The 19,147-nt window shown below is 73.4% G+C and carries 19 protein-coding genes; 4 read left to right on the top strand and 15 right to left on the bottom strand.

Annotated elements, in window-relative coordinates:
* Nucleotides 1-13: 13 nt before the first annotated feature.
* The 4 genes from ACI782_RS03015 to smpB are packed head-to-tail and all read right to left on the bottom strand — an operon-like array spanning nt 14 to nt 2,677.
* A complete protein-coding gene (locus tag ACI782_RS03015) occupies nt 14-391 on the bottom strand; it encodes a VOC family protein (RefSeq protein WP_456905918.1) in 378 nt (125 codons plus the stop codon).
* Complete coding sequence (locus tag ACI782_RS03010) at nt 388-1,284, bottom strand: amidohydrolase family protein (RefSeq protein WP_456905916.1); 897 nt, start codon at nt 1,282-1,284, stop codon at nt 388-390. Before ACI782_RS03010 ends, ACI782_RS03015 begins: the two co-directional genes overlap by 4 nt.
* Nucleotides 1,281-2,204, bottom strand: coding sequence for an NADP-dependent oxidoreductase (locus ACI782_RS03005; protein ID WP_456905914.1), 924 nt, complete (start codon nt 2,202-2,204; stop codon nt 1,281-1,283). The genes ACI782_RS03010 and ACI782_RS03005 overlap by 4 nt, the downstream gene beginning before the upstream one ends.
* On the bottom strand, nt 2,201-2,677 hold the full coding sequence (gene smpB, locus ACI782_RS03000; RefSeq protein ID WP_456905912.1) for an SsrA-binding protein SmpB: 477 nt from the start codon (nt 2,675-2,677) through the stop codon (nt 2,201-2,203). The genes ACI782_RS03005 and smpB overlap by 4 nt, the downstream gene beginning before the upstream one ends.
* A gap of 291 nt (nt 2,678-2,968) precedes the next feature.
* Between smpB and ACI782_RS02995 the strand changes: the two genes are divergently transcribed.
* Nucleotides 2,969-4,432 (top strand): Nramp family divalent metal transporter, encoded by a 1,464-nt coding sequence (locus tag ACI782_RS02995; protein WP_456905910.1) that lies wholly within the window; start codon nt 2,969-2,971, stop codon nt 4,430-4,432.
* A 166-nt stretch (nt 4,433-4,598) separates the two neighbouring features.
* Here ACI782_RS02995 and ftsX read toward each other — a convergent pair whose 3' ends face one another.
* The 3 genes from ftsX to prfB form a co-directional block, all read right to left on the bottom strand.
* Entirely contained in the window at nt 4,599-5,483 is an 885-nt protein-coding gene (gene ftsX, locus ACI782_RS02990; RefSeq protein ID WP_456905908.1) for a permease-like cell division protein FtsX, read from the bottom strand.
* 50 nt (nt 5,484-5,533) lie between these two features.
* Nucleotides 5,534-6,223, bottom strand: a complete 690-nt coding sequence (gene ftsE, locus ACI782_RS02985; protein ID WP_456905906.1) for a cell division ATP-binding protein FtsE — start codon at nt 6,221-6,223, stop codon at nt 5,534-5,536.
* A gap of 236 nt (nt 6,224-6,459) precedes the next feature.
* Entirely contained in the window at nt 6,460-7,572 is a 1,113-nt protein-coding gene (gene prfB, locus ACI782_RS02980) for a peptide chain release factor 2 (RefSeq protein WP_456905904.1), read from the bottom strand.
* A 44-nt stretch (nt 7,573-7,616) separates the two neighbouring features.
* Between prfB and ACI782_RS02975 the strand changes: the two genes are divergently transcribed.
* Nucleotides 7,617-7,907 (top strand): DUF6343 family protein, encoded by a 291-nt coding sequence (locus tag ACI782_RS02975; RefSeq protein WP_456905902.1) that lies wholly within the window; start codon nt 7,617-7,619, stop codon nt 7,905-7,907.
* A 54-nt stretch (nt 7,908-7,961) separates the two neighbouring features.
* Here the strand turns inward: ACI782_RS02975 and ACI782_RS02970 are convergent, their stop codons facing one another.
* Nucleotides 7,962-9,731: a putative bifunctional diguanylate cyclase/phosphodiesterase gene (locus ACI782_RS02970; protein WP_456905900.1), complete on the bottom strand. Its 1,770-nt coding sequence runs from the start codon at nt 9,729-9,731 to the stop codon at nt 7,962-7,964.
* Between the two features lie 121 nt (nt 9,732-9,852).
* The gene (cutA, locus tag ACI782_RS02965) at nt 9,853-10,182 is read right to left on the bottom strand and encodes a divalent-cation tolerance protein CutA (RefSeq protein ID WP_456905898.1); all 330 of its coding nucleotides are present in this window, start codon (nt 10,180-10,182) and stop codon (nt 9,853-9,855) included.
* Nucleotides 10,183-10,243: 61 nt separating this feature from the next.
* Between cutA and ACI782_RS02960 the strand changes: the two genes are divergently transcribed.
* Nucleotides 10,244-10,480 (top strand): hypothetical protein, encoded by a 237-nt coding sequence (locus ACI782_RS02960; protein ID WP_456905896.1) that lies wholly within the window; start codon nt 10,244-10,246, stop codon nt 10,478-10,480.
* Nucleotides 10,481-10,512: 32 nt separating this feature from the next.
* Here ACI782_RS02960 and ACI782_RS02955 read toward each other — a convergent pair whose 3' ends face one another.
* The 6 genes from ACI782_RS02955 to ACI782_RS02930 all read right to left on the bottom strand — a co-directional run bounded on the left by ACI782_RS02955 (nt 10,513) and on the right by ACI782_RS02930 (nt 17,962).
* Nucleotides 10,513-11,562, bottom strand: coding sequence for a glycoside hydrolase family 6 protein (locus ACI782_RS02955; protein ID WP_456905894.1), 1,050 nt, complete (start codon nt 11,560-11,562; stop codon nt 10,513-10,515).
* Nucleotides 11,559-13,550 (bottom strand): galactose oxidase-like domain-containing protein, encoded by a 1,992-nt coding sequence (locus tag ACI782_RS02950; protein ID WP_456905892.1) that lies wholly within the window; start codon nt 13,548-13,550, stop codon nt 11,559-11,561. Before ACI782_RS02950 ends, ACI782_RS02955 begins: the two co-directional genes overlap by 4 nt.
* Entirely contained in the window at nt 13,547-15,358 is a 1,812-nt protein-coding gene (locus tag ACI782_RS02945; protein WP_456905890.1) for a glycosyltransferase family 2 protein, read from the bottom strand. Before ACI782_RS02945 ends, ACI782_RS02950 begins: the two co-directional genes overlap by 4 nt.
* A gap of 743 nt (nt 15,359-16,101) precedes the next feature.
* Nucleotides 16,102-16,263 (bottom strand): hypothetical protein, encoded by a 162-nt coding sequence (locus ACI782_RS02940; RefSeq protein WP_456905888.1) that lies wholly within the window; start codon nt 16,261-16,263, stop codon nt 16,102-16,104.
* Nucleotides 16,260-17,129: an alpha/beta hydrolase gene (locus ACI782_RS02935; protein WP_456905886.1), complete on the bottom strand. Its 870-nt coding sequence runs from the start codon at nt 17,127-17,129 to the stop codon at nt 16,260-16,262. Before ACI782_RS02935 ends, ACI782_RS02940 begins: the two co-directional genes overlap by 4 nt.
* Nucleotides 17,130-17,140: 11 nt before the next feature.
* Nucleotides 17,141-17,962: an alpha/beta fold hydrolase gene (locus ACI782_RS02930; protein WP_456905884.1), complete on the bottom strand. Its 822-nt coding sequence runs from the start codon at nt 17,960-17,962 to the stop codon at nt 17,141-17,143.
* Nucleotides 17,963-18,196: 234 nt separating this feature from the next.
* On the opposite strand from ACI782_RS02930, the gene ACI782_RS02925 reads away from it, so the two are divergent.
* The gene (locus tag ACI782_RS02925) at nt 18,197-19,147 is read left to right on the top strand and encodes a helix-turn-helix domain-containing protein (protein ID WP_456905882.1); all 951 of its coding nucleotides are present in this window, start codon (nt 18,197-18,199) and stop codon (nt 19,145-19,147) included.

Here is a 19,147-nt window from a genome sequence, read left to right as displayed (position 1 = left end):
CCCGGGCCGGGGCTCACCAGCCGGGGAGGAACAGGCAGAACGGGTGGCCGGCGGGGTCCCGGCACACCCGGACGCCGTCCTGGGGCTGGAACTCGGCCACCGTCGCACCGGCCTCGACCGCGAGCGCCACGGCCGCGTCGAGGTCGTCCACTTCGATGTCGAGGTGCAGCTGCATCTGCTGGGTGCCCGGCTCGGGCGGCCACACCGGCGGCACGTGGTCGGCCTCGAGCTGGAAGGACAGCCCGGGACCGCCGTCGGCCGGGCGCAGCGTCGCCCACTCCGGGTCGTCGTCGCGCAGCGGCCAGCCCAGCAGCCGGCCGTAGAAGCGGGCCAGCCCGCGGGGGTCCGGCGTCCCGAGGACGGCGGCGGTCAGGCGCAGGGCCGGGGTCACGCCTCGATCCTGAACAGGCGCGCTCCGTTGTGCCACAGGACGGCGCGCAGCCACTCCTCCCCGAGGTCCAGCCGGTGGAGCGCGGCCAGCTGGTGGGCGTACGGGTACGGGATCGACGGGAAGTCGCTGCCCAGCAGGACCTTGTCCCGCAGCGCGGCCAGCCGCGGCCGGTCGGCGGGGTCGAAGGGCATCAGCCGCTCGGTGAAGTCGGTGGCGAACATCGTGGTGTCCAGGTGCACCCGCTCGAACCGCTCGGCGAGGTCGAGGAACTCCCGGTACTCCGGCATGCCGAGGTGGGCGATGACCAGCTGCAGCCGCGGGAACCGCTCGAGCAGGCCGGTCATCGGCTCCGGGCCGGTGTGCTCGCCGGCCAGCGGACCCGAGCCGCAGTGGATGACCCCCGGCGTCCCCGCCTCCTCCAGCCGTGCCCACACCGGGTCCAGCAGCGGGTGCCGCGGGTCGAAGGCGCCCACCTGCACGTGCACCTTGAACACCCGCGTGCCGCCGTCCAGCGCCTCGGCGACGTAGTGCGGCGCCTCGGGCTCGGGGTAGAAGGTCGCCGACCGCAGCACCTGCGGGTGCGCGGCGGCGAACTGCGCCGACCAGTCGTTGAGCCACGCGGCCATGCCCGGCCGGTGCGGATAGGGCAGGGTCGGGAACGCCCGGACGCCGAGCCGCTCGAGGACGGCCAGCCGCTCGCCGTCCGGCAGGGCGTACCGGACCGGCCAGGCCGCGCCGTAGTGCGTCTCGGCGGCCTCGAAGTACCGCCACACCTTGGCCTGCACCCGCTCGGGCAGGAAGTGCACGTGCACGTCGACCAGCCCGGGCAGGCCGAGCTCGCGCCAGTACCGCGGGACGTCGCCGTCGTCGAGCGGCGGCTGCAGAGCACTCACCGGAGGGTGACCACGACCTTGCCGCGCACGTGCCCCTCGGCGACGAGCGCCTGCGCGTCGGCCACCTGCTCCAGCGGGTACGCCCGGGCGATCGGCACCCGCAGCTGGCCGGCGTCGGCCATGCGGCCCAGTTCCTCCAGGTCGTGGGCGTCGGGCCGGACGAAGAGGTAGCGCCCGCCCATCGCCTTGACCGCGGGGTCGACGACGCTGGCGACGCGGGCCCGGTCGCGGACCTGCTTCGGCGCGTCGGCCAGGGCGTCCCCGCCGACGAGGTCCAGGACGGCGTCCACCGGCTCGGACAGGTGGGCGCTGATCGGCCCGGCCGAGTAGTCGAGCACCTCGGCCACGCCGGCGTCCCGGAGGAAGCCGTGGTTGCGCGGGCTCGCCGTGCCGACGACGTGCGCCCCGAGCGCGACGGCGATCTGGACGGCGTTGAAGCCGACCCCGCCCGCGGCGCGGTGGACCAGCACCCGGTCGCCCTCACCGACGTCGAGCACCTCGGTGAGCGCCTGGTACGCGGTCAGCCCGGCCAGCGGCAGCGCCCCGGACTCGGCGAAGGACAGCGCCTGCGGCCGCTGCGCCAGGCACCGCTGCGGGGCGGGCACGAACTCGGCCATGGCGCCCCACTGGACGTCGTCCCGCCGGACGTAGCCGAACACCTCGTCGCCGGGCGCGAAGTCGACGACCGCGGGACCGGCCGCCTCGACCACGCCGGCCAACTCCCAGCCCGGGACGACCGGGAAGTGGTGCGGGTAGGCCCCGGCGAGCAAGCCCTGCCGGATCGCCAGGTCCACGGGGTTGACCCCGGCCGCGTGCACCCGCACCAGCACGGTGTCCGGGCCGACCGGCGGGTCGGGCAGGTCGTCGCGGACGGTCAGGACGTCGAGCCCACCGAACCGGTCGAACGCGACACCCCTCACCGGCGACCCTTCACGTACCGGCCGAAGGCCCGCTGGATCTCGCGGCGGGAGTCGCGCTCGGCCATGTCCTGCCGCTTGTCGTAGGACTTCTTGCCCTTCGCCAGCGCGAGGGTGGCCTTGACCTTGCCGTCCTTGAAGTAGAGGTCCAGCGGCACCAGGGTGAGGCCGCCCTCCTTGGTCTTGCCGATCAGCTTGTCGATCTCCGCGCGGTGCATGAGCACCTTGCGCTTGCGCCGCGGCGCGTGGTTGGTCCAGGTGCCCTGCGTGTACTCGGGGATGTGCACGTGCTGCAGCCACACCTCGCCGTCGTCCACCGTGGCGAACCCGTCGACGAGCGAGGCACGGCCCTCACGCAGGCTCTTCACCTCGGTGCCGGTCAGGACCAGGCCCACCTCGTAGGTGTCGAGGATGGAGTAGTCGTGCCGCGCCTTCTTGTTCTGGGCGATCAGCTTGCGCCCCTGTTCTCGCGGCATGTCCCCAGGTTAGCGCCGGAGCAGGACCTTCCACCGGACGCGTACCGGGCCTAACCTGCTACGACGCACGACCGCTCCACGCCACGGACGACCGGCCGGTCAGCCTGGAGGAGCCGATGGCCGCAGCCGCTGGAGTCGGCGTCCCCGCCGATCCCGGGTGCCCCGTGCAGTCCACGTCGGCGTCACGACGGGCGAGCGGGGCGACCGCCCCGGCCGCTCCCGCCGCGTCCTCCCACGCCGAGATCCCGGGAGCCCCGAGCCGGTGGGCTCCCCCACCCCGAGGAGAGGACCGTGGCCGAGTCACGCGCTGAGACCGCGGGCGGCGGGAACGTCGCCACCGAGATCCCCAGCAGGAACCTGGCGCCGGTGACCTACGCCGACCTGCCGGAGCCGCTGCCCATGCGGAAGGTCCTCGGGCCGAGCGTGCTCCTGCTGGCGGGCGCGATCGGCTCGGGCGAGTACGTCCTGTGGCCCTACATCACCTCGCAGGTCGGGCTGAGCCTGGTCTGGCTGGTCGTGATCGGCGTCGCGACGCAGTACTTCCTCAACATGGAGATCGAGCGGTACACGCTGGCGACCGGGGAGACCGCGGTCACCGGCTTCACCCGGCTGTGGAAGCCCTGGGGGCCGCTGTTCATCGTCATGACGATCGTGCCGTGGGCGTGGCCGGGCTGGGCCACCGGCGGGACGACGACGCTGAGCTTCGTCCTGGGGTTCTCCGAGGCGGCGGTCCCCTACGTCACGATCGGGGTCCTGCTGCTGATCGGCGTCGTCCTCACCGTGTCGCCGGTCGTCTACCGGACCGTCGAGAAGATCCAGTTCTTCTTCGTCGGGCTGATCGTCCTGTTCATGGCGTACGCGCTCGTCGCGCTGATCGGCGGCGAGGGCTACGCGGCGCTGGGCCGGGGGTTCGTCGAGGTCGGCCGGATCCCCGACGGGGTCGCGGCGATCGGCGCCGCCACCCTGCTGGGCGCCATCGCCTTCGCCGGCGCGGGCGGCTCGCTGAACCTGGTCCAGTCCAACTGGGTGCGCGACAAGGGCCTCGGGATGGGGGCCCGGCTGCCCAAGATCGTCTCGCCGATCACGGGCGAGGAGGAGGCCGAGCCCTCGATCGGCTACTTCTTCCGCCGGGACGACGGCAACATGCGTCGGTGGCGCGGCTGGTGGCGGGTGGCCGACCGCGAGCAGTTCGTGACGTTCTTCGTCATCGGCGCGCTCGCGCTGCTGACCTTCATGATGCTCACCTACGTGACCGTCGGCGTCGGCGGCACGGCCGAGAGCTTCGACTTCATCCGGCTCCAGGGCGAGGCGCTCTCGGCGGATCAGGGTGCCTGGCTGGGGACGACGTTCTGGCTGATCGGCACCGTCGTCCTGTTCTCCACCAACCTGGCGGTGCTGGACATGGTGGGCCGGGTGACGGCCGACGTCCTCAAGACCGGGCCGCTGGCCGCCAGCAGGACCTGGACCGAGAGCCGGATCTACTTCGCCACCGTGTGGGCCGAGATCGTCTTCGGCTCGGTCATCCTGCTGTCGGGGCTGACCCAGCCGCTGGTCCTGCTCGTCATCGCCTCGGCCCTCAACGGGCTGGTGATGTTCGTGTACTCGTGCCTGCTCATCCAGCTCAACCGGCGGACGCTGCCCCGCGAGATCGGGCTGCGCGGCGGCCGGCTGGTGGCGATCGGCTGGGCCGTGCTGTTCTACGGCTTCTTCTCGGCGATCCTGCTGTGGGACCAGCTGGGCCAGCTGTTCGGCTGAGAGAGACCCCCTGCCCTCCACCGTGGAAGGACCCCGTCCTCCCCACCCTTCGCAGGCTCAGGGCGGGACCCGGGACGGGGCCGCGGCGGGGCCCTGCAGGCGGACCGCCGAACGGCGAGGGCGCCGACCCCACCCGGGGATCGGCGCCCTCGTTGCTGCGCGCGGGCTACAGCCGCACGTAGAGGCGCAGCGTCACGTAGGCGGCGATGGCGGCCAGGCCCACGCCCGCGGCGGCGATGACGGGGGAGATCGTGGCGATCGCGCCCCAGTCGACCGGCGGGATGATCCCGGCCTTGATCGGGCCGGCCAGGGTCTTGTCGACGAAGAGGACCTTGGTGAGCACGAGGCCGCCGACCGCCAGCAGCGCGCCGATCAGCCCGGCGAGCGCCGCCTCGAGGATGAACGGCAGCTGGGTGTACCAGCGGGAGGCACCGACCAGCCGCATGATGTTGGTCTCGTTGCGCCGGTTGAACGCGGCCAGCTGGATGGTGTTGGAGATCAGCAGCAGGGCGGCCAGCGCCTGGACGACGGCCACCGCGATCGTCGCGTTCCGGGCGCCGTTGAGCAGGCTGAAGAGCCGGTCGAGGAAGTCGCCCTCGTCGCGGACCTGGTCGACGCCGTCCTCCCCGTTGGGGAACTCCGCGGCGATGACCTCGTAGCGCTCGGGGTTGACCAGCTCCACGCGGAAGCTCTCCGGCAGCGCGTCCTTCGGGGTGTTCTCCACCAGCTCGGGCTGCTGGCTGAACTGCTGCTGGAAGCGTTCGTAGGCCTCGTCCTTGGACTCGTAGAGGTAGGTGGCCACCTCCGGCGAGTCCTCGAGCTGCTGCTCGATCGCCGACCGCTGGTCGTCGGTGACGTCGTCGGCCAGGAAGATGGAGACCTGCACCTTGTCGTAGTAGATCTCCTTCATGTCGGAGATCATCCCGGCGATCAGCAGGCCGGTGCCCATGAGACCGAGCGAGATGGCCGTGGTCAGGATCATCGCGACCGTCATGGTCAGGTTGCGACGCAGCCCGGTGGCCACCTCGGAGAGCACGAAGTTGACGCGCATGGGTTCCCTGTCGTGAGTTCAGGCAGGCGGGGGGCTCGACGACCGGTGGGTCAGCGGCCGACGCCGTAGACGCCGCGCGACTGGTCGCGGGTGAGCACGCCCCCGTTGAGCTCGATGACGCGACGGCGCATCGAGTCGACGATGTGGTAGTCGTGTGTCGCCATCACCACGGTCGTGCCGGTGCGGTTGATCCGCTCCAGCAGCAGCATGATCCCCTCGCTGGTCTCCGGGTCGAGGTTCCCGGTGGGCTCGTCGGCGAGCAGGACCAGCGGGCGGTTGACGAACGCGCGGGCGATGGCGACGCGCTGCTGCTCACCACCGGAGAGCTCGCTGGGCAGCCGCTCGGCCTTGCCCTCCAGGCCGACCATCTCCAGCACCTCGGGGACGACGCGCTTGATCGTGCGCTGGGGCTTGTTGATGACCTCCAGCGCGAAGGCCACGTTCTGGGCCACGGTGCGGTTGCGCAGCAGGCGGAAGTCCTGGAAGACGCAGCCGATCGTGCGGCGCAGCTTCGGGACCTGCCACTTGCTCATCGTGTTCAGCGTCTTGCCGTTGACCTTGACGGTGCCCTTGGTCGGGTCGTCCTCCTTCAGCAGCAGCCGCAGGAAGGTCGACTTGCCCGAGCCGGAGGAGCCGATGAGGAAGACGAACTCCCCCTTGTCGATCTCCGTCGACACGTCATCGAGAGCCGGCCGGGAGCTGGCCGGGTACAGCTTGGTGACGTGTTGCAGTTCGATCACGAGGGGCCACGGTACCTTCCGCGAGGTGGATGCTGGTCGGTTCGCCACGGAACCGCCCCGGCTCGGGATTCGCGCAGCGTGACGGGGTCCTCCGACGTCCCAGGTCCCCCGTCACCCAGCGTCGCGTATTCCGCGGATCGCCGCGCGACGCGTGTGACGAACGGGACGCCTGCGACGCCGGGCCGAGGTCCGCCCGGCGATCACCCGGCCGGCTTCCGCACCGCGGTCCGCGGCGATCACCCCGCGGCGACGGAGTCCTGCTGACGGCGCCACCGGATGCCGGCCTCGATGAAGGAGTCGATGTCGCCGTCCAGGACGGCGGTGGTGTTGCCCGTCTCCTGCTCGGTCCGCAGGTCCTTGACCATCTGGTACGGGTGCAGGACGTAGGAGCGCATCTGGTTGCCCCAGCTGCTGCCCTCCCCCCGCAGCGCGTCCATCTCGGCCCGCTGCTCCTCCTGCCGCTTGGCCAGCAGCCGTGCCTGGAGCACCCGCATCGCGGCCGCCCGGTTCTGGATCTGGCTCTTCTCGTTCTGGCAGGAGACGACGATGCCGGTCGGCAGGTGGGTGATGCGGACGGCGGAGTCCGTCGTGTTGACGCTCTGCCCGCCCGGACCCGAGGACCGGAAGACGTCGATGCGGATCTCGTTCTCCGGGATGTCGACGTGGTCGGTCTGCTCGACGACGGGCAGCACCTCGACGCCGGCGAACGAGGTCTGCCGGCGCCCCTGGTTGTCGAACGGCGAGATGCGGACCAGCCGGTGCGTGCCCTGCTCCACCGAGAGGGTGCCGTAGGCGTAGGGCTGCTTCACCGCGAAGGTGGCCGACTTGATGCCGGCCTCCTCGGCGTAGCTGACGTCGTAGAGCTCGATCGGGTACTTGTGCCGCTCGGCCCAGCGCAGGTACATGCGCATGAGCATCTCGGCGAAGTCGGCGGCGTCGACGCCCCCGGCCTCCGAGCGGATGGTCACCAGCGCCTCGCGCGAGTCGTACTCGCCCGACAGCAGGGTGCGGACCTCCAGCTCGTCGATCGCCTTGCGCAGGCTCTCCAGCTCGCGCTCGGCCTCGGCCAGCGTGGCCTCGTCCCCCTCCTCGGCGGCCATCTCGTGCAGCAGGCCCGCGTCGTCGAGGCGGCTGCGCAGCTCCTCGACCCGGCGCAGGTCGCCCTGCAGGTAGGACAGCTTCGAGGTGAGGGCCTGCGCGGCCTCGACGTCGTTCCAGAGGTCGGGCGCGGCGGCCTGCTGCTCGAGGTCGGCGACCTCGCGGCGGAGGCGGTCGACGTCGAGGACCGCCTCGATCGACCTCAGGGTCGTGTCGAGCTCGTCCAGGACGGCGGAGAAGTCAGCGGCCACGTCGACCCAGGGTAGTGCGCCCCCGCCGGGGTACGCGGTGCGGCATGAGCGATCCCCGACGCCGACCGCGGTCGCGGGAGGACTACGAGCGCGGCCTGCCCGACCACCACGACCCGACGGCCGGCTTCGCCGGTGCGCCGCCGGCGCAGTCGGCCCTCACCCTGCGGCTGGTGCTGGCCGCCTTCGGCCTCGTCGTCTGCACCGGCGGCGGCATCCTCTGGCTGGCCGCCGGCCTGCCGGTGTGGGCCGCGGTCGTGCTCTTCGTGCTCGCTGCCGTCGCGCTGGTGGACCTCGTCGTGGTCGTCCGCCGCAAGCGGCGCGGCGAGCCCGGCTGAGGCCGGCCGCCGGTACAGCAGGCCGGCCGCTGGTCAGCCGGTGGCGACCGCCGGTCAGCCGGTGGCGACCGCCGGCCGGCCCGGGGACCGCTGCGCCATCCAGGGCGCGACCTCCTCGGCCGGCATCGGCCGGGCGATGTGGAAGCCCTGGGCGGACGTGCACCCCAGTTCAGCCGCCAGCTCCAGCTGCTCGGCGGTCTCCACGCCCTCGGCCATGACGCGCATGCCGCAGGCCCGGCCCAGCGCCACCACCGCGGCGATGGCCGCGGCCGCCGCGCTGCGGCGCCCTTCCGGGAAGGCGACCAGGCTGCGGTCGATCTTGAGGATGCCGGCCGGGATGGCGACCAGCTGTCCCAGCGAGGAGAAGCCGCTGCCGAAGTCGTCGATGCCGACCTCGACCCCGCGGCGGCGCAGCGCGGCGAACTGGGCGGCGGCACGCTCGGCGTCCTCGGCGACCGAGCTCTCGGTCAGCTCGACGACCAGCTGCTCGGGCGGGAGCGCGGAGTCGGTCAGCGCGTCCTCGACGTCGCGGAGCAGGGTGCCGGTGGAGAAGTGGCCGGCGCTGATGTTCACGCTGGTGATCAGCTGCAGGCCCGCGCGGTTCCACGCCGCGGCCTGCCGGGTCGCCGAGCGCAGCACCCAGCGGGCGATCGGCGTCATCAGGTCGGCCTGCGCGGCGATCGGGAGGAACTCGCCGGGCGGGAGCAGCCCGCGCTGCGGGTGCGCCCAGCGGACCAGCGCCTCCACGCCGGTGACCCGCCGGGTCGGCAGGTGCAGGACCGGCTGGTAGTGCAGCACCAGCTGGTCGTCGAGGACCGCCTCCCGCAGCTCGTTGGCGGCGGTGGCCCGCCGCTGGGCGGCGGTGCGCAGGTCGGCGGTGAACAGCCGGACGCGGTTGCGGCCGGCCGCCTTCGCCGCGTACATCGCCAGGTCGGCGTCCCGGACCAGGTCGGTGGAGCGCAGCTCCCGGCCGGGGTCCGGGGCGGTGGCGATGCCGATGCTCACCCCGAGCCGCACCATGCGGCCGCCGAGGTCGAAGGGCCGGTCGATGCTGGCGCGGCAGCGGTCGGCCAGGGCCTCGGCGCCGGTGGTGTCGCACTCCCGGCAGAGGACGACGAACTCGTCGCCGCCGAGCCGGCCCACGGTGTCGCCGGCCCGCGTGCTACCGGTCAGCCGGCCGGCGATCTGGCGGAGGAGGTCGTCACCGGCGTCGTGCCCGAGGGAGTCGTTGACGTCCTTGAACCCGTCGACGTCGAGGAAGAGGACCGACACCGGGCCGCGGGTCGCCCGCTGCAGCTCGGCGTCGATGAGCTCGTGCAGGTGGGCGCGGTTGGGCAGCTCGGTGAGGGTGTCGTGGCGGGCCCGCCAGTCCGAGGCCCGCTCGGCCCGGACCCGCGAGGTGACGTCGGTGTGCGTGACGACCACCTGCCCGGCCTGGTCGACCCGGGAGGCCTGCAGGTGGAACCACCGGGTGCCGTCAGGACGCTCGAGCGCGTAGTCCGCCTGCACCGAGGCGCACTCGCCGCGGGACAGCGCCCGGAGCCGGTCGACGAGGGACACCGTGCCCGAGCCGGCGCTCAACCGCCGGGCCATCGCGTAGTAGTCGTCGTCGAGGCCCACGCGGACCCGGTCGTCGTCGAGCAGGTCCGTCGCGGTCTGCCAGGCGGTGTTGGTCAGCAGCACGCGGCCCTCGGTGTCGATGAGCAGCGTCGGCGAGGGCAGCGCGTCGAGCACCGCCTCGACCGCGACGGCCGGACTGCTGGGCCCCTCGACCCGGCGGCGCACGTCCAGCGGCAGCGGGTGCTCGCCCGATCGTCGCCCCACGCACTCTCCCGCGATCTGCCCGGGCCGCCTGCCGGGCGGCCGTCCTGGTTCTGTTTCGGCCGTCGCACCGGCCGTCCCGAGCTCCGTCATACCGGCCCGCCCCCATCGGGTGACGACCGGGTCAGCCCTCCGGTTCCCGCGTCTCGGCGACCACCCACCGCAGGTAGTCGGGCGAGCCGCCGACCAGCGGGAGGGCGATGACGCACGGGACGTCGTACGGGTGCAGCTCGGCGGTGCGGGCCACGACGGCGGGCACCAGCGACCGGCGGGTGTGCAGCGCGACCCGCGCCTCCGGCTCGTCGTGCACCTCGCCGTCCCACCGGTACACGGAGCGGATGGCGGCGATCTGGTGCCCGCAGGCGGCCAGCCTCTCCTCCACCAGCGTCCGGGTGTAGCCGGCCAGCCAGTCGGCGTCGGCACCGGTGACGACGACCTCGCAGCAGTCCTCCACGCGCCCATCCTCGCCCCGCGGGTGCGCGTGGACCGGCCGCCGCGCGGGGTAGGGCTCCGCCATGAGCGACGAGATGACCATCCGGCTCGACAGCGAGGAGTACGTGCTGCGCTCCGAGGGCGGCAGTCTGCGGGTGGGCCGACGGGTGGCCGGCGAGGTCAGCTGGCTCGACGACGTCGACCCCGCCGTCCTCCCCGAGGACGCGCGGGCGGCGCTGGAGCGCGGCGACACCGGGGACGGCACCCTGCGGACGGCGCTGCTCGGCATCGTCCAGGCCGAGGTGCAGCGCGGCGGCTGACCGGGCTCAGCCGGCGACCGGCACGGAACAGGTCAACCGGCGACCAGCTCGGCAGCTCCCTCCGGCCACCACTGACCGGCGGGCGGCGCGCCCCGGCAGGAACCGTCGGAGTCGCCCGGCTGCTTGATCCACAGCAGCGCGTCGACCCGCTCGTGGGTGACCGACGTGCTCGGCTCCGCGCCCAGCCGCCGCCCGGGCGGGTTGCACCAGCGGTCCTCGTCCGCGCCGGTCTCCGGCACCGGGCCCGCGCCGTTGCGGCTGGTGTCGATGACGAAGTGGACGGCGGGGGCGTCCGGGGCCGCGCCCTGCTCGAGCTCCCGGGACAGTGCCACCCCGTACTCGGCGCTGGCCTCGGTGGTCTCGAAGTTGGCGACGTTGAGCGCGAAGCCGTCGGCCCGGTCGACGCCGCCGCGCCGCAGGGCGTCGGCGAGCGCCGGCAGGTCCTCGATCCAGCTGGCGTTGCCGGCGTCGAGGTAGACGCGGACCTCCGGCTGGCGGTCGAGGATCGCCACGGCCTGGGCCAGCGCCTCGAAGCGGGCCGCGGGGTCCACGCCCGCGCAGCCGACGACGGCGTGCGCGACGGCGTCCGGCTCCAGCACGACGAGGGCGGGCCGGTCGCCGAGGGCCGCGGCGAAGCTGCCGATCCAGCTCAGGTACGCGTCGACGTCGGCCGCTCCCCCGGCGGAGTACGAGCCGCAGTCGCGGCCCGGGACGTTGTACGCCACCAGCACGGGCAGCTGCCCGGCGGCGGCGGCGGCCAGGGAGACCTCGAGCACCGCGTCGTAGGGGTTGGCCGGCGCGGCGATCCACGTGGCGGTCGGCTGCTCGGCCAGCGGGGCCAGCGCGTCGGCGTCGGCGGCCCGGCCCTCGGCGAGCGCCTGCTCGACGGCGACGGGGCCGTGGCCCTCCGGGTTGACCCACAGCCCGCCTTCCAGCCGGTCGGCCTCCGGGGCGGCGGCCGAGGGGCTCGTCCCCTGGCCGGGACCGGGTGCCGCGACGCCGGTGCAGGCGACGGTCGCGCCCGCCGCGGCGGCCAGCACCGCCGTCCGCACGGACCGCCGTGGCGAGGAGCGCCCGCTCATGCCACGTGCACCCACCGTGCCGGCGAGGGGACGCCCTCGCTGTCGAGCACGACGAGCATGTACCAGCCGGACGGCGTCAGCCCCTCCTCGGCCGGGACGCCCAGCTCGAGGGTGCCGGAACCGCAGCAGCCGTCCGGGCAGTGCCCTGCCGTCTCGTGCGCGGCCGCGTCGGGGGCGTCCGGTGGGCAGGCCGCGGTGACCTCGAGGGCGACGGAGCGCTGCTCGGGGTCGGTCTGGTGGGTCACCGCGCTGGGCCGCAGCAGCCGGGCCTCGGCCACGTCCGCGCCCGTGGTGGTCACCCGGAACGCGCTCCCCCGCGTGACCTCGGTCGGCGCGGAGGTGACGCTCGGGCGGTCACCGGTGAACAGGTACGGCGGGGAGTAGATCTCGATCCGCGTCTCGAACCGTCCGGGGACGGTGTTCTCCTCGTCGGAGAACAGCGGGTCGGAGCCCATGGTCATGACCCGTCCGTCGGGCAGCAGCACCGCGGTGGCGTGGTAGTTGCGCCCCACCTCGTTCGGCGCCGCCGGCAGCGTCTCCCCGGTCTCCGGGTCGAACAGCGTGGTCAGGTGCAGATCGCTCTGCGAGTTGCCGCGGTAGCCCACCGATCCCCCGGTGAGCAGCGTGCGGTCGTCGGGCAGCGTGACGGCGTTGATGTAGCGGGCGGGGCTCGGGTAGTCGCTCAGCGGGACGTAGCGGGGCTGCGGGTCGGTGAGGTCGACCACGTCGAACCGCGCGGTCGACTCCTCGCTGTCGCCGACACCACCGCCGCCGACGATCGCCACCCGCTGGTCCTGGGCCGGAGCGAGCAGGAACGAGGTGGCGGTCTCGTTGAACCCCGGGTCCGCGAGCCCCTGGACATCGGTCCAGGAGTTGTCGCGGAGGTCCCAGATCCCCGGCCGGCGCCCCTCCAGGTGCGAGCCGTAGCCGGTGTTGGCGCCGCTGTAGAACAGCCGGTGGCCGTCGGCGAGCCGGAACAGGTGGGGGTAGGTCGGGAAGTAGCGCTCCAGGTCCGGCCGCTCCTCCCAGGTCCGGGTGGCCGGGTCGTAGACCTCGTTGGCCCCGTCGATGACCACGCCGTGCTCGTCGAGGCCGGAGACGGCGAGCACCTCGCCGCCCTCCAGGCCGACCAGCGTCGGGTACCAGCGGGACTCGGTCAGCCGGCCGGTCCGCCGGTAGGTCTCGGTGGCGACGTCGAACTCGTAGGAGGCGTCGAGGCCCCGGTAGTTCTGCTTGTCGAGGGTGAGGCTGTCGGCCTGGCCGTAGACGTCGTTGCGCCGGTCGGGCGCGACGTCCGGGATCTGGAACTGCCGGCTGCCGGTGACGACGGAGGCGTCGCCCTCCTCCTCGGCCTCGACCCACACCGTCTGCGCGCCGGCCATCCGGCTGCCGTCGGGCATGGTGTGCGCGGGTGGCACCGTGACGTCCTCGGTCGACAGGTAGGTGTTGCCCCCGGCGGTGAAGCGGGTGCCGACGGGCAGGGTGACCGGGCCGCCGACGCGCTCGTTCTTCACGGTCATGACGCCGGCCGCCCGGCTCACGTCCGCGGCGAGCACCTCGTACTCGCGGGTGCCGCCGGCGATGAGCAGGTTGCCGTTGGGCAGGTAGGCGTGCCCGGAGCAGAAGAGGTCCTCCGGGGTCGCGACCTCGGTCGACTCCCCCGTCACCGGGTCCCACACGATGGTCCGGAAGGTGCCCGCCTCGAAGTCCCGGGCGTTGTTGCCCGACCCGGCGATCAGCAGCACCTTGCCGGTGTACAGCAGCGCGGCGTGGATGGCCTGGACGCGGTACTCCTCGGGCAGCTCGATGGTCTCCCAGGAGCCGTACTGCGCCTTGTAGTCGGCACGGCTGCGCTGGAAGTCGGTGTAGGCGTCCTGCGCGACCGCGGTCACGACCGGGCCGTTCGCCGCCACGAGGCCGGCCACGGCGGCGAGGACCAGGGCGGCGTTGCGCAGCCGGCGCACCGGCCGTGGCTTGCGGCGGGTCATCGGGTGCTCTCCTGCGTCAGGGGGACGGGTGCCACGGAGTTGCCGGCGAACGTGACGGCCGGTGCGCGGCCGCCGTCGACGAGGGCGAGCTCCGGGGCCTCGGGGACCGGGGTGGACGCCGTCGGGACGGGCCGGCGGAGCCGCTCGCGCACCCGGCCGGTGGCCCACACCGCGATCGGCAGCAGGCAGGCCACCAGGCTGAGCACGGCCCAGACGCGGATCTCCGCGTGCGTGTGGCCCCACAGCTGCGACAGCACGAGGGCCACGACGAGCAGGGCGGCCCACCGGAGGTGCTTGGTGAAGGAGCTCAACCGGTCGCCGCTGACCGCGCCCTTGCGGGTGACGGCGAAGCTGATGTCGCGGTTGCGGACGGCCGCCCACAGCGCGCTCACGTACACCGGCGTCGACAGGACCGACACCAGCATGCCGCTGATGCCCGAGGAGCCCTCCTCCTCGTGCGGGCTGACGTTGTGCCGGCGGTTCCAGAAGTAGACGGCGACCTGCAGCACCGCGGCGTTGGCGTAGAGCATCGCCCACAGCTGCGCGGAGACCAGCAGGCCCGCCACGCCGGTGAGCAGGTAGGCGACCAGGTTGGAGACGCCCAGGACCCAGCTGATCGCGGCCGCCGGGTAGTAGGCCATGAGCAGCCGGTAGTGCGCCCGCCGCCAGGGCGACATCCCGCGGGCCGCCGTGCGGAACCGGCGCAGGACCACCTCGTCGGTGCCCCGGGCCCAGCGGCCCTGCTGGGTGAAGTAGTCCCGCCAGGTCGACGGCCCCTCCCCGACGGCCAGGACGTCCGGGGTGTAGACCGACTTCCACGCCGCCCCGGTCTCCGGGTTGACGCTCGCGTGCCACACGACACTGGTCGCGGCGTCCTCGGTGATGGAGTCCTGCAGCCCGCCGATTGCCCGGAGCGCCGACAGGCGGACGGCGTTGTTGGTGCCGACGAACATGGCCGTGGTGAACCGGTTCGCGGCCCGCTGCAGCACGCTGTGGAACAGGTACTGCTGCGACTCGGCGGCGCGGGTGACGAAGTTGTCGTAGTTGCCGTACACCTGCGGGCCGACGACGAAGGCGACGTCCGGGTCGTGGAAGTAGCCCAGGAGCCGTTCGACGAAGTTCGGCAGCGGCACGTGGTCGGAGTCGACCGACACCCAGAAGTCGTAGCCGTCCCCGTGGGCGTCCAGCCAGGCGTTGTAGTTGCCGTGCTTGGTCCGGGCCTTGTGCCGCCCGGTGGTCTGGTTCCACTCCGGCACGCCGTGCCGGCTGAAGTGACGGACGCCGAGTTCGGCGCACATGGTCCGCACATCCGGGTCGTCGCCCTCGTCGAGCAGCCAGACGTCGAGCGTGCCCTCGTACCGGACGGCGACGGCGGCCTGCAGGGTCCGGCGCACCATCTCGAGCGGTTCCTTGCTCGGCACGATGGTGGTGATGAAGGCGACGCGCTGCCCCGCAAGGGGCGTCACCGGGACCGGGTCGCGCGCGTTCAGGGTGGCGACGGCGAGGGTGAACACGTTGACCAGCCGCAGCAGCTCGATCACGGCGATGCTGCCGATGAGCCCCATGGCCAGGATCGACTGCCAGTCGCCGGTGAGCACCGGGTAGTGCACCGGGCGCAGCAGGAACAGCAGGAAGACGACCTCGAAGACGAGGGCCGCGCTGACCAGCAGCCAGGCCCGGGCGCGGGCCCCGCCCCGGGTCACCGGCCGGAACCGGACGCGACGGTCCTCCGGCGGCTCCTGGACCGGACCGGCGAGCTCGCTGAAGTCGCCGTAGGGGTAGTTCGGCTGGGCGGCGCGCTCAGCCACGCCGGGACGTGACCACGGGGCTGCCTCCTTCCCGGGAACCGGTCAACCAGAGGGCAGCCGGGGACTCCACAGCAGGGAGTGCGAAGACGGACGAGGGCAAGGGATGACCTTCGGGACGGCGACACGGGCAGGCGGAGCCGGCCGGACGTGCTCCGGAGCGGGAGCGGTCAGCAGGGCCGGGCCGGGAGGAACGCGCGCACCGGTGCGGCACGCGGCGGGGAGCGCGGGCGCGAGGGGACGGACCCCTCCCGCCGGCGAGGTCAGCGCGTGGCGGCCACTCGCGTGGGCGGACGGGAGCACACGGCGCGGGTCATGGTTCTCCTGCTCAGGTGGGTGGGACCTGACAGGACGGCGGTCTCGCCACTCGTTCCCCGGATGGTCTGGCGACCGTCTTCTCCCCCGAGCACCGATGCGGCGGCGGTGGGACCACCCGGATCTCAACGTCGTCCTGGCACGAGTTCACGTGCCGTGACGGACGTTAGTCAGACGCGATCACGGAGAGCCACCTCAGGGGAGCGGTCCACCCGTTCGGGTGACACCGCAGCGCGCCGGGTCACGAGCACACCGTCACCGACGTCGGGCTCGCGCGACCAGCGCGGGTCGCTGACCAGCACTTCAGTGCAGGCGTGAGCCTGTGACGTGCCTCATGGCGCCGAGCGGCAGCGGCGGCTACGGCTACCGTCGGTGACGAGTGCCGGGGTGGTCGACGTCACTCCGGGTGATCCCCCGGACGGGCGACCGGCTCACGCCGGCAGGTCGGTCGCGTCCCCGCGGGGCATCCTGCGGGAGCGCTCGCGCAGCTCGGGCGGGGACGCGGCGAGCAACCGCCGGCCGGCCACCTCGAGGAGCACCGTCGGGCCACCGACGTGGGTGGGCCGGACGGTGCCCGCCGGGCGGGGGGTCACGGGGTGCCGGCGACCTCGGGGCGGCTCGGCCGCGCGTGCTGGACGGCCCACTCGAGCACGGAGTCGGCGATGTCCTGCCAGCCATCCTGGGCGGGGAGCAGGTGCGCGTAGCCGGCGTACTCGCGGTGCTCGGTGACCGTGTGCGGCGACCGGTAGTGCTCGACGTTCGACCGCTGCACGCTCGGCGGCATGAGGTGGTCCTCGCCGCCGGAGACGAACAGCAGCGGCGCCCGGTCGTCGTTGGCGTAGTCGACCGCGGCGTCCTGCGGGCCGGGCATGAAGTTGGCCAGCACCGAGCTCCACAGGATCCGGCCGGACGCCGGGATCGCGTACCGCTCGTAGAGTCGGCGCGACTCCTCCTCGCTGAACGTGTTGGTGAACGCGTAGTGCCACTGCTCGTGGGTCAGCCCCACGGCGCGGTGCCGGTTCGCCGGGTTCTTGAACGCGACGAACGTGGAGCGCAGCTGGGAGAGCGGCAGCACCCGGACGCCCTCCGTGGGCGCCGAGTTGAGGACGACGCCGACGGCGCCGTGCCCCCGGTCGAGCAGCAACTGCACCAGCGTGCCGCCGGCCGAGTGGCCCATGAGGATCGGGGGCTTCTCCAGTTCCCCGACCACCGACTCCAGGTGCGCCACGATCTGCGGCAGCGTGACCTCGGCGATCGGCGTCGGGTCGGCGTTGAGCGCCTCCACCTCGACCTCGAAGCCGGGGTAGGCCGGGGTGAGCACCCGGTAGCCGTGGCCCTCGTAGCGCGCCTTCCACTCCTCCCAGCTGCGCGGGGTCACCCAGAACCCGTGGACCAGGACGATGGTGTCGGGGGCGGCGCCCTGGGCCTCGGACCGCGGGGCGGGGATCGCGTCGGTCACGTCGTCCTCCTTTAGGCCCGCGCGAAGGCGAGCAGGTCGGCGGTGAACTGCTGCTCGTGCGCGCCGGTCAGGCCGTGGGGCTGACCGGGGTACACCCTGAGCTCGGCGTCCTTGAGCAGCGCGGCCGTCTTCGGCGCAGAGTCGGCGAAGGGCACGATCTGGTCGTCGTCGCCGTGCGCGACGAGCACCGGGACGTCGATGCGCGCGAGGTCCTGGGTGAAGTCGGTCTCGCTGAACTCGTGGACGCAGTCGTGGGCGCCCTTGAGACCGGCCATCGTGCTCATCCGCCAGAAGTCGTCGAGCTGGCCCTGGTTGACCTCGCTGCCGGGGCGGTTGGCACCGTAGAACGGGATGGCGAGCTGGCGGTAGAACTCCGAACGCCCGCCGAGGACGCCGGCCCGGATGTCGTCGAAGGCCTCGCGCGGCGTGCCCTCGGGGTTGGCGTCGGTCCGCAGCATCAGCGGCGGGATCGCCCCGAGCAGCACGGCCTTGGCGACCCGGCCGGTGCCGTGGCGGCCCATGTAGCGGGTGACCTCGCCGCCGCCGGTGGAGTGCCCGACCAGGATGACGTCGCGCAGGTCCAGCAGCTCGATGAGCGCGGCCAGGTCGTCGGCGTAGGTGTCCATGTCGTTGCCGTTCCACGGCTGGCTCGACCGGCCGTGCCCCCGGCGGTCGTGCGCGACGGCGCGGAAGCCGTTGCTCGCCATGGCGAACGCCTGACCGTCCCAGGCGTCGGCGCACAGCGGCCAGCCGTGGCTGAACACCACCGGCTGCCCCGATCCCCAGTCCTTGAAGAAGATCTCCGTGCCGTCGGACGTGGTGAAGGTGCTCATCGCGCAGCTCCCGTCGGGATGGGTCTCGGGCTCCCTCAGCCGCGGAGCCTGGCAGGACGCCGTCCGGGCTGCTGGGCCCTCGCTGCACACCTCTGGCCCCTGCCTGCACGCGCGGGCGGGACCGGCGGCCCTTCTCCGCCCGGACCCGGCCCTGCCAGACTCGGCGCGCGCTCGCGGGCCCGGCGCACGACGAGGTCCGCCCGCCTCGTCCTCGTCCGCCTCGAGGGGGACCCGATGCTGCTCCTGGACACCGCCCGGCTCCCCCCGGAGGACCGGGCCGACGCCTTCCGCGCCGCGTTCGGCCAGGCCTCGGTGCCCTGCCGGATCGAGCACCTGGGCCCGGCCCGGGAGCTGCGCACCCGCATGCACCTGTGGCACTACGGCGCCACCACCCTGTTCACCACCGACTCGACCGGCTTCCGGCTGCTGCGCACCGACCGGCACGTCCGGATGGCGAGCACCCCGGTCGTGGCCCTGGCCGTGCAGTCCAGCGGCATCGGGGAGTTCAGCCAGTTCGGCACCGACCGGCTGGTGCACGCCGGGGAGCTGATGGTCAACGACCTCGCCGAGCCCTACGCGTTCTCTTGGTCGGGCTCGGGGGGCTCGCGGGCGTTCCAGGTGCCCACCGAGGCACTCGGGCTGCCGGCCGGCGTCGTCCGGGCGGCGGCGCCCCGGCTGCGTGCCAGCCCGCTGCACGACCTGGTGCGCGACCACCTGGTGCACCTGGCCGGGGACGCCGGCCGCGTCGCCGCGGACCCCGGTGCGGCGGCGGTGGGGACGGCGACCACCGAGCTGGTGCGCGCGCTGCTGCTGTCGGCCGCCGCCCTCGACCGGCCGGCCCCGACCGTGCCCGCCGAGACCCTGGTGACGCGGGTGCTGGCCCACGTCCGCCGGTACCTGGCCGCTCCCGACCTGACCCCGGAACGGATCGCCGCGGCGCACAACGTCTCGGTGCGGCAGCTGTACAAGGCCTTCGCCGAGGCCGGGGTGAGCCTGGAGCAGACCGTGATCACCGAGCGGCTGGAGCGGGCGCGGTCGCTGCTGGTGTCGCCGTCCGGCCGGCGGCGGTCGATCGCGGCGACCGCCCGCTCCTGCGGGTTCACCGACCCCAGCCACTTCACCCGGCGGTTCCGGGCGGCGTTCGGGACGACCCCGCGGGAGTGGCAGCGGGCCGGCACGGGCTGA

This window comes from Geodermatophilus sp. SYSU D00703, assembly GCF_054050155.1.
This window is presented reverse-complemented; position numbering and strand designations above follow the sequence as displayed.

What these genes read in the sequence shown, in the direction of transcription:
- ACI782_RS02930 (WP_456905884.1), bottom strand. Translation starts at nt 17,962, where the DNA reads ATGAGCACCTTCACCACGTCCGACGGCACGGAGATCTTCTTCAAGGAC.
- ACI782_RS02955 (WP_456905894.1), bottom strand. Translation starts at nt 11,562, where the DNA reads ATGAGCGGGCGCTCCTCGCCACGGCGGTCCGTGCGGACGGCGGTGCTG.
- ACI782_RS02975 (WP_456905902.1), top strand. Translation starts at nt 7,617, where the DNA reads ATGAGCGATCCCCGACGCCGACCGCGGTCGCGGGAGGACTACGAGCGC.
- ACI782_RS02925 (WP_456905882.1), top strand. Translation starts at nt 18,197, where the DNA reads ATGCTGCTCCTGGACACCGCCCGGCTCCCCCCGGAGGACCGGGCCGAC.
- ACI782_RS02950 (WP_456905892.1), bottom strand. Translation starts at nt 13,550, where the DNA reads ATGACCCGCCGCAAGCCACGGCCGGTGCGCCGGCTGCGCAACGCCGCC.
- ACI782_RS02960 (WP_456905896.1), top strand. Translation starts at nt 10,244, where the DNA reads ATGAGCGACGAGATGACCATCCGGCTCGACAGCGAGGAGTACGTGCTG.
- smpB (WP_456905912.1), bottom strand. Translation starts at nt 2,677, where the DNA reads ATGCCGCGAGAACAGGGGCGCAAGCTGATCGCCCAGAACAAGAAGGCG.
- ftsX (WP_456905908.1), bottom strand. Translation starts at nt 5,483, where the DNA reads ATGCGCGTCAACTTCGTGCTCTCCGAGGTGGCCACCGGGCTGCGTCGC.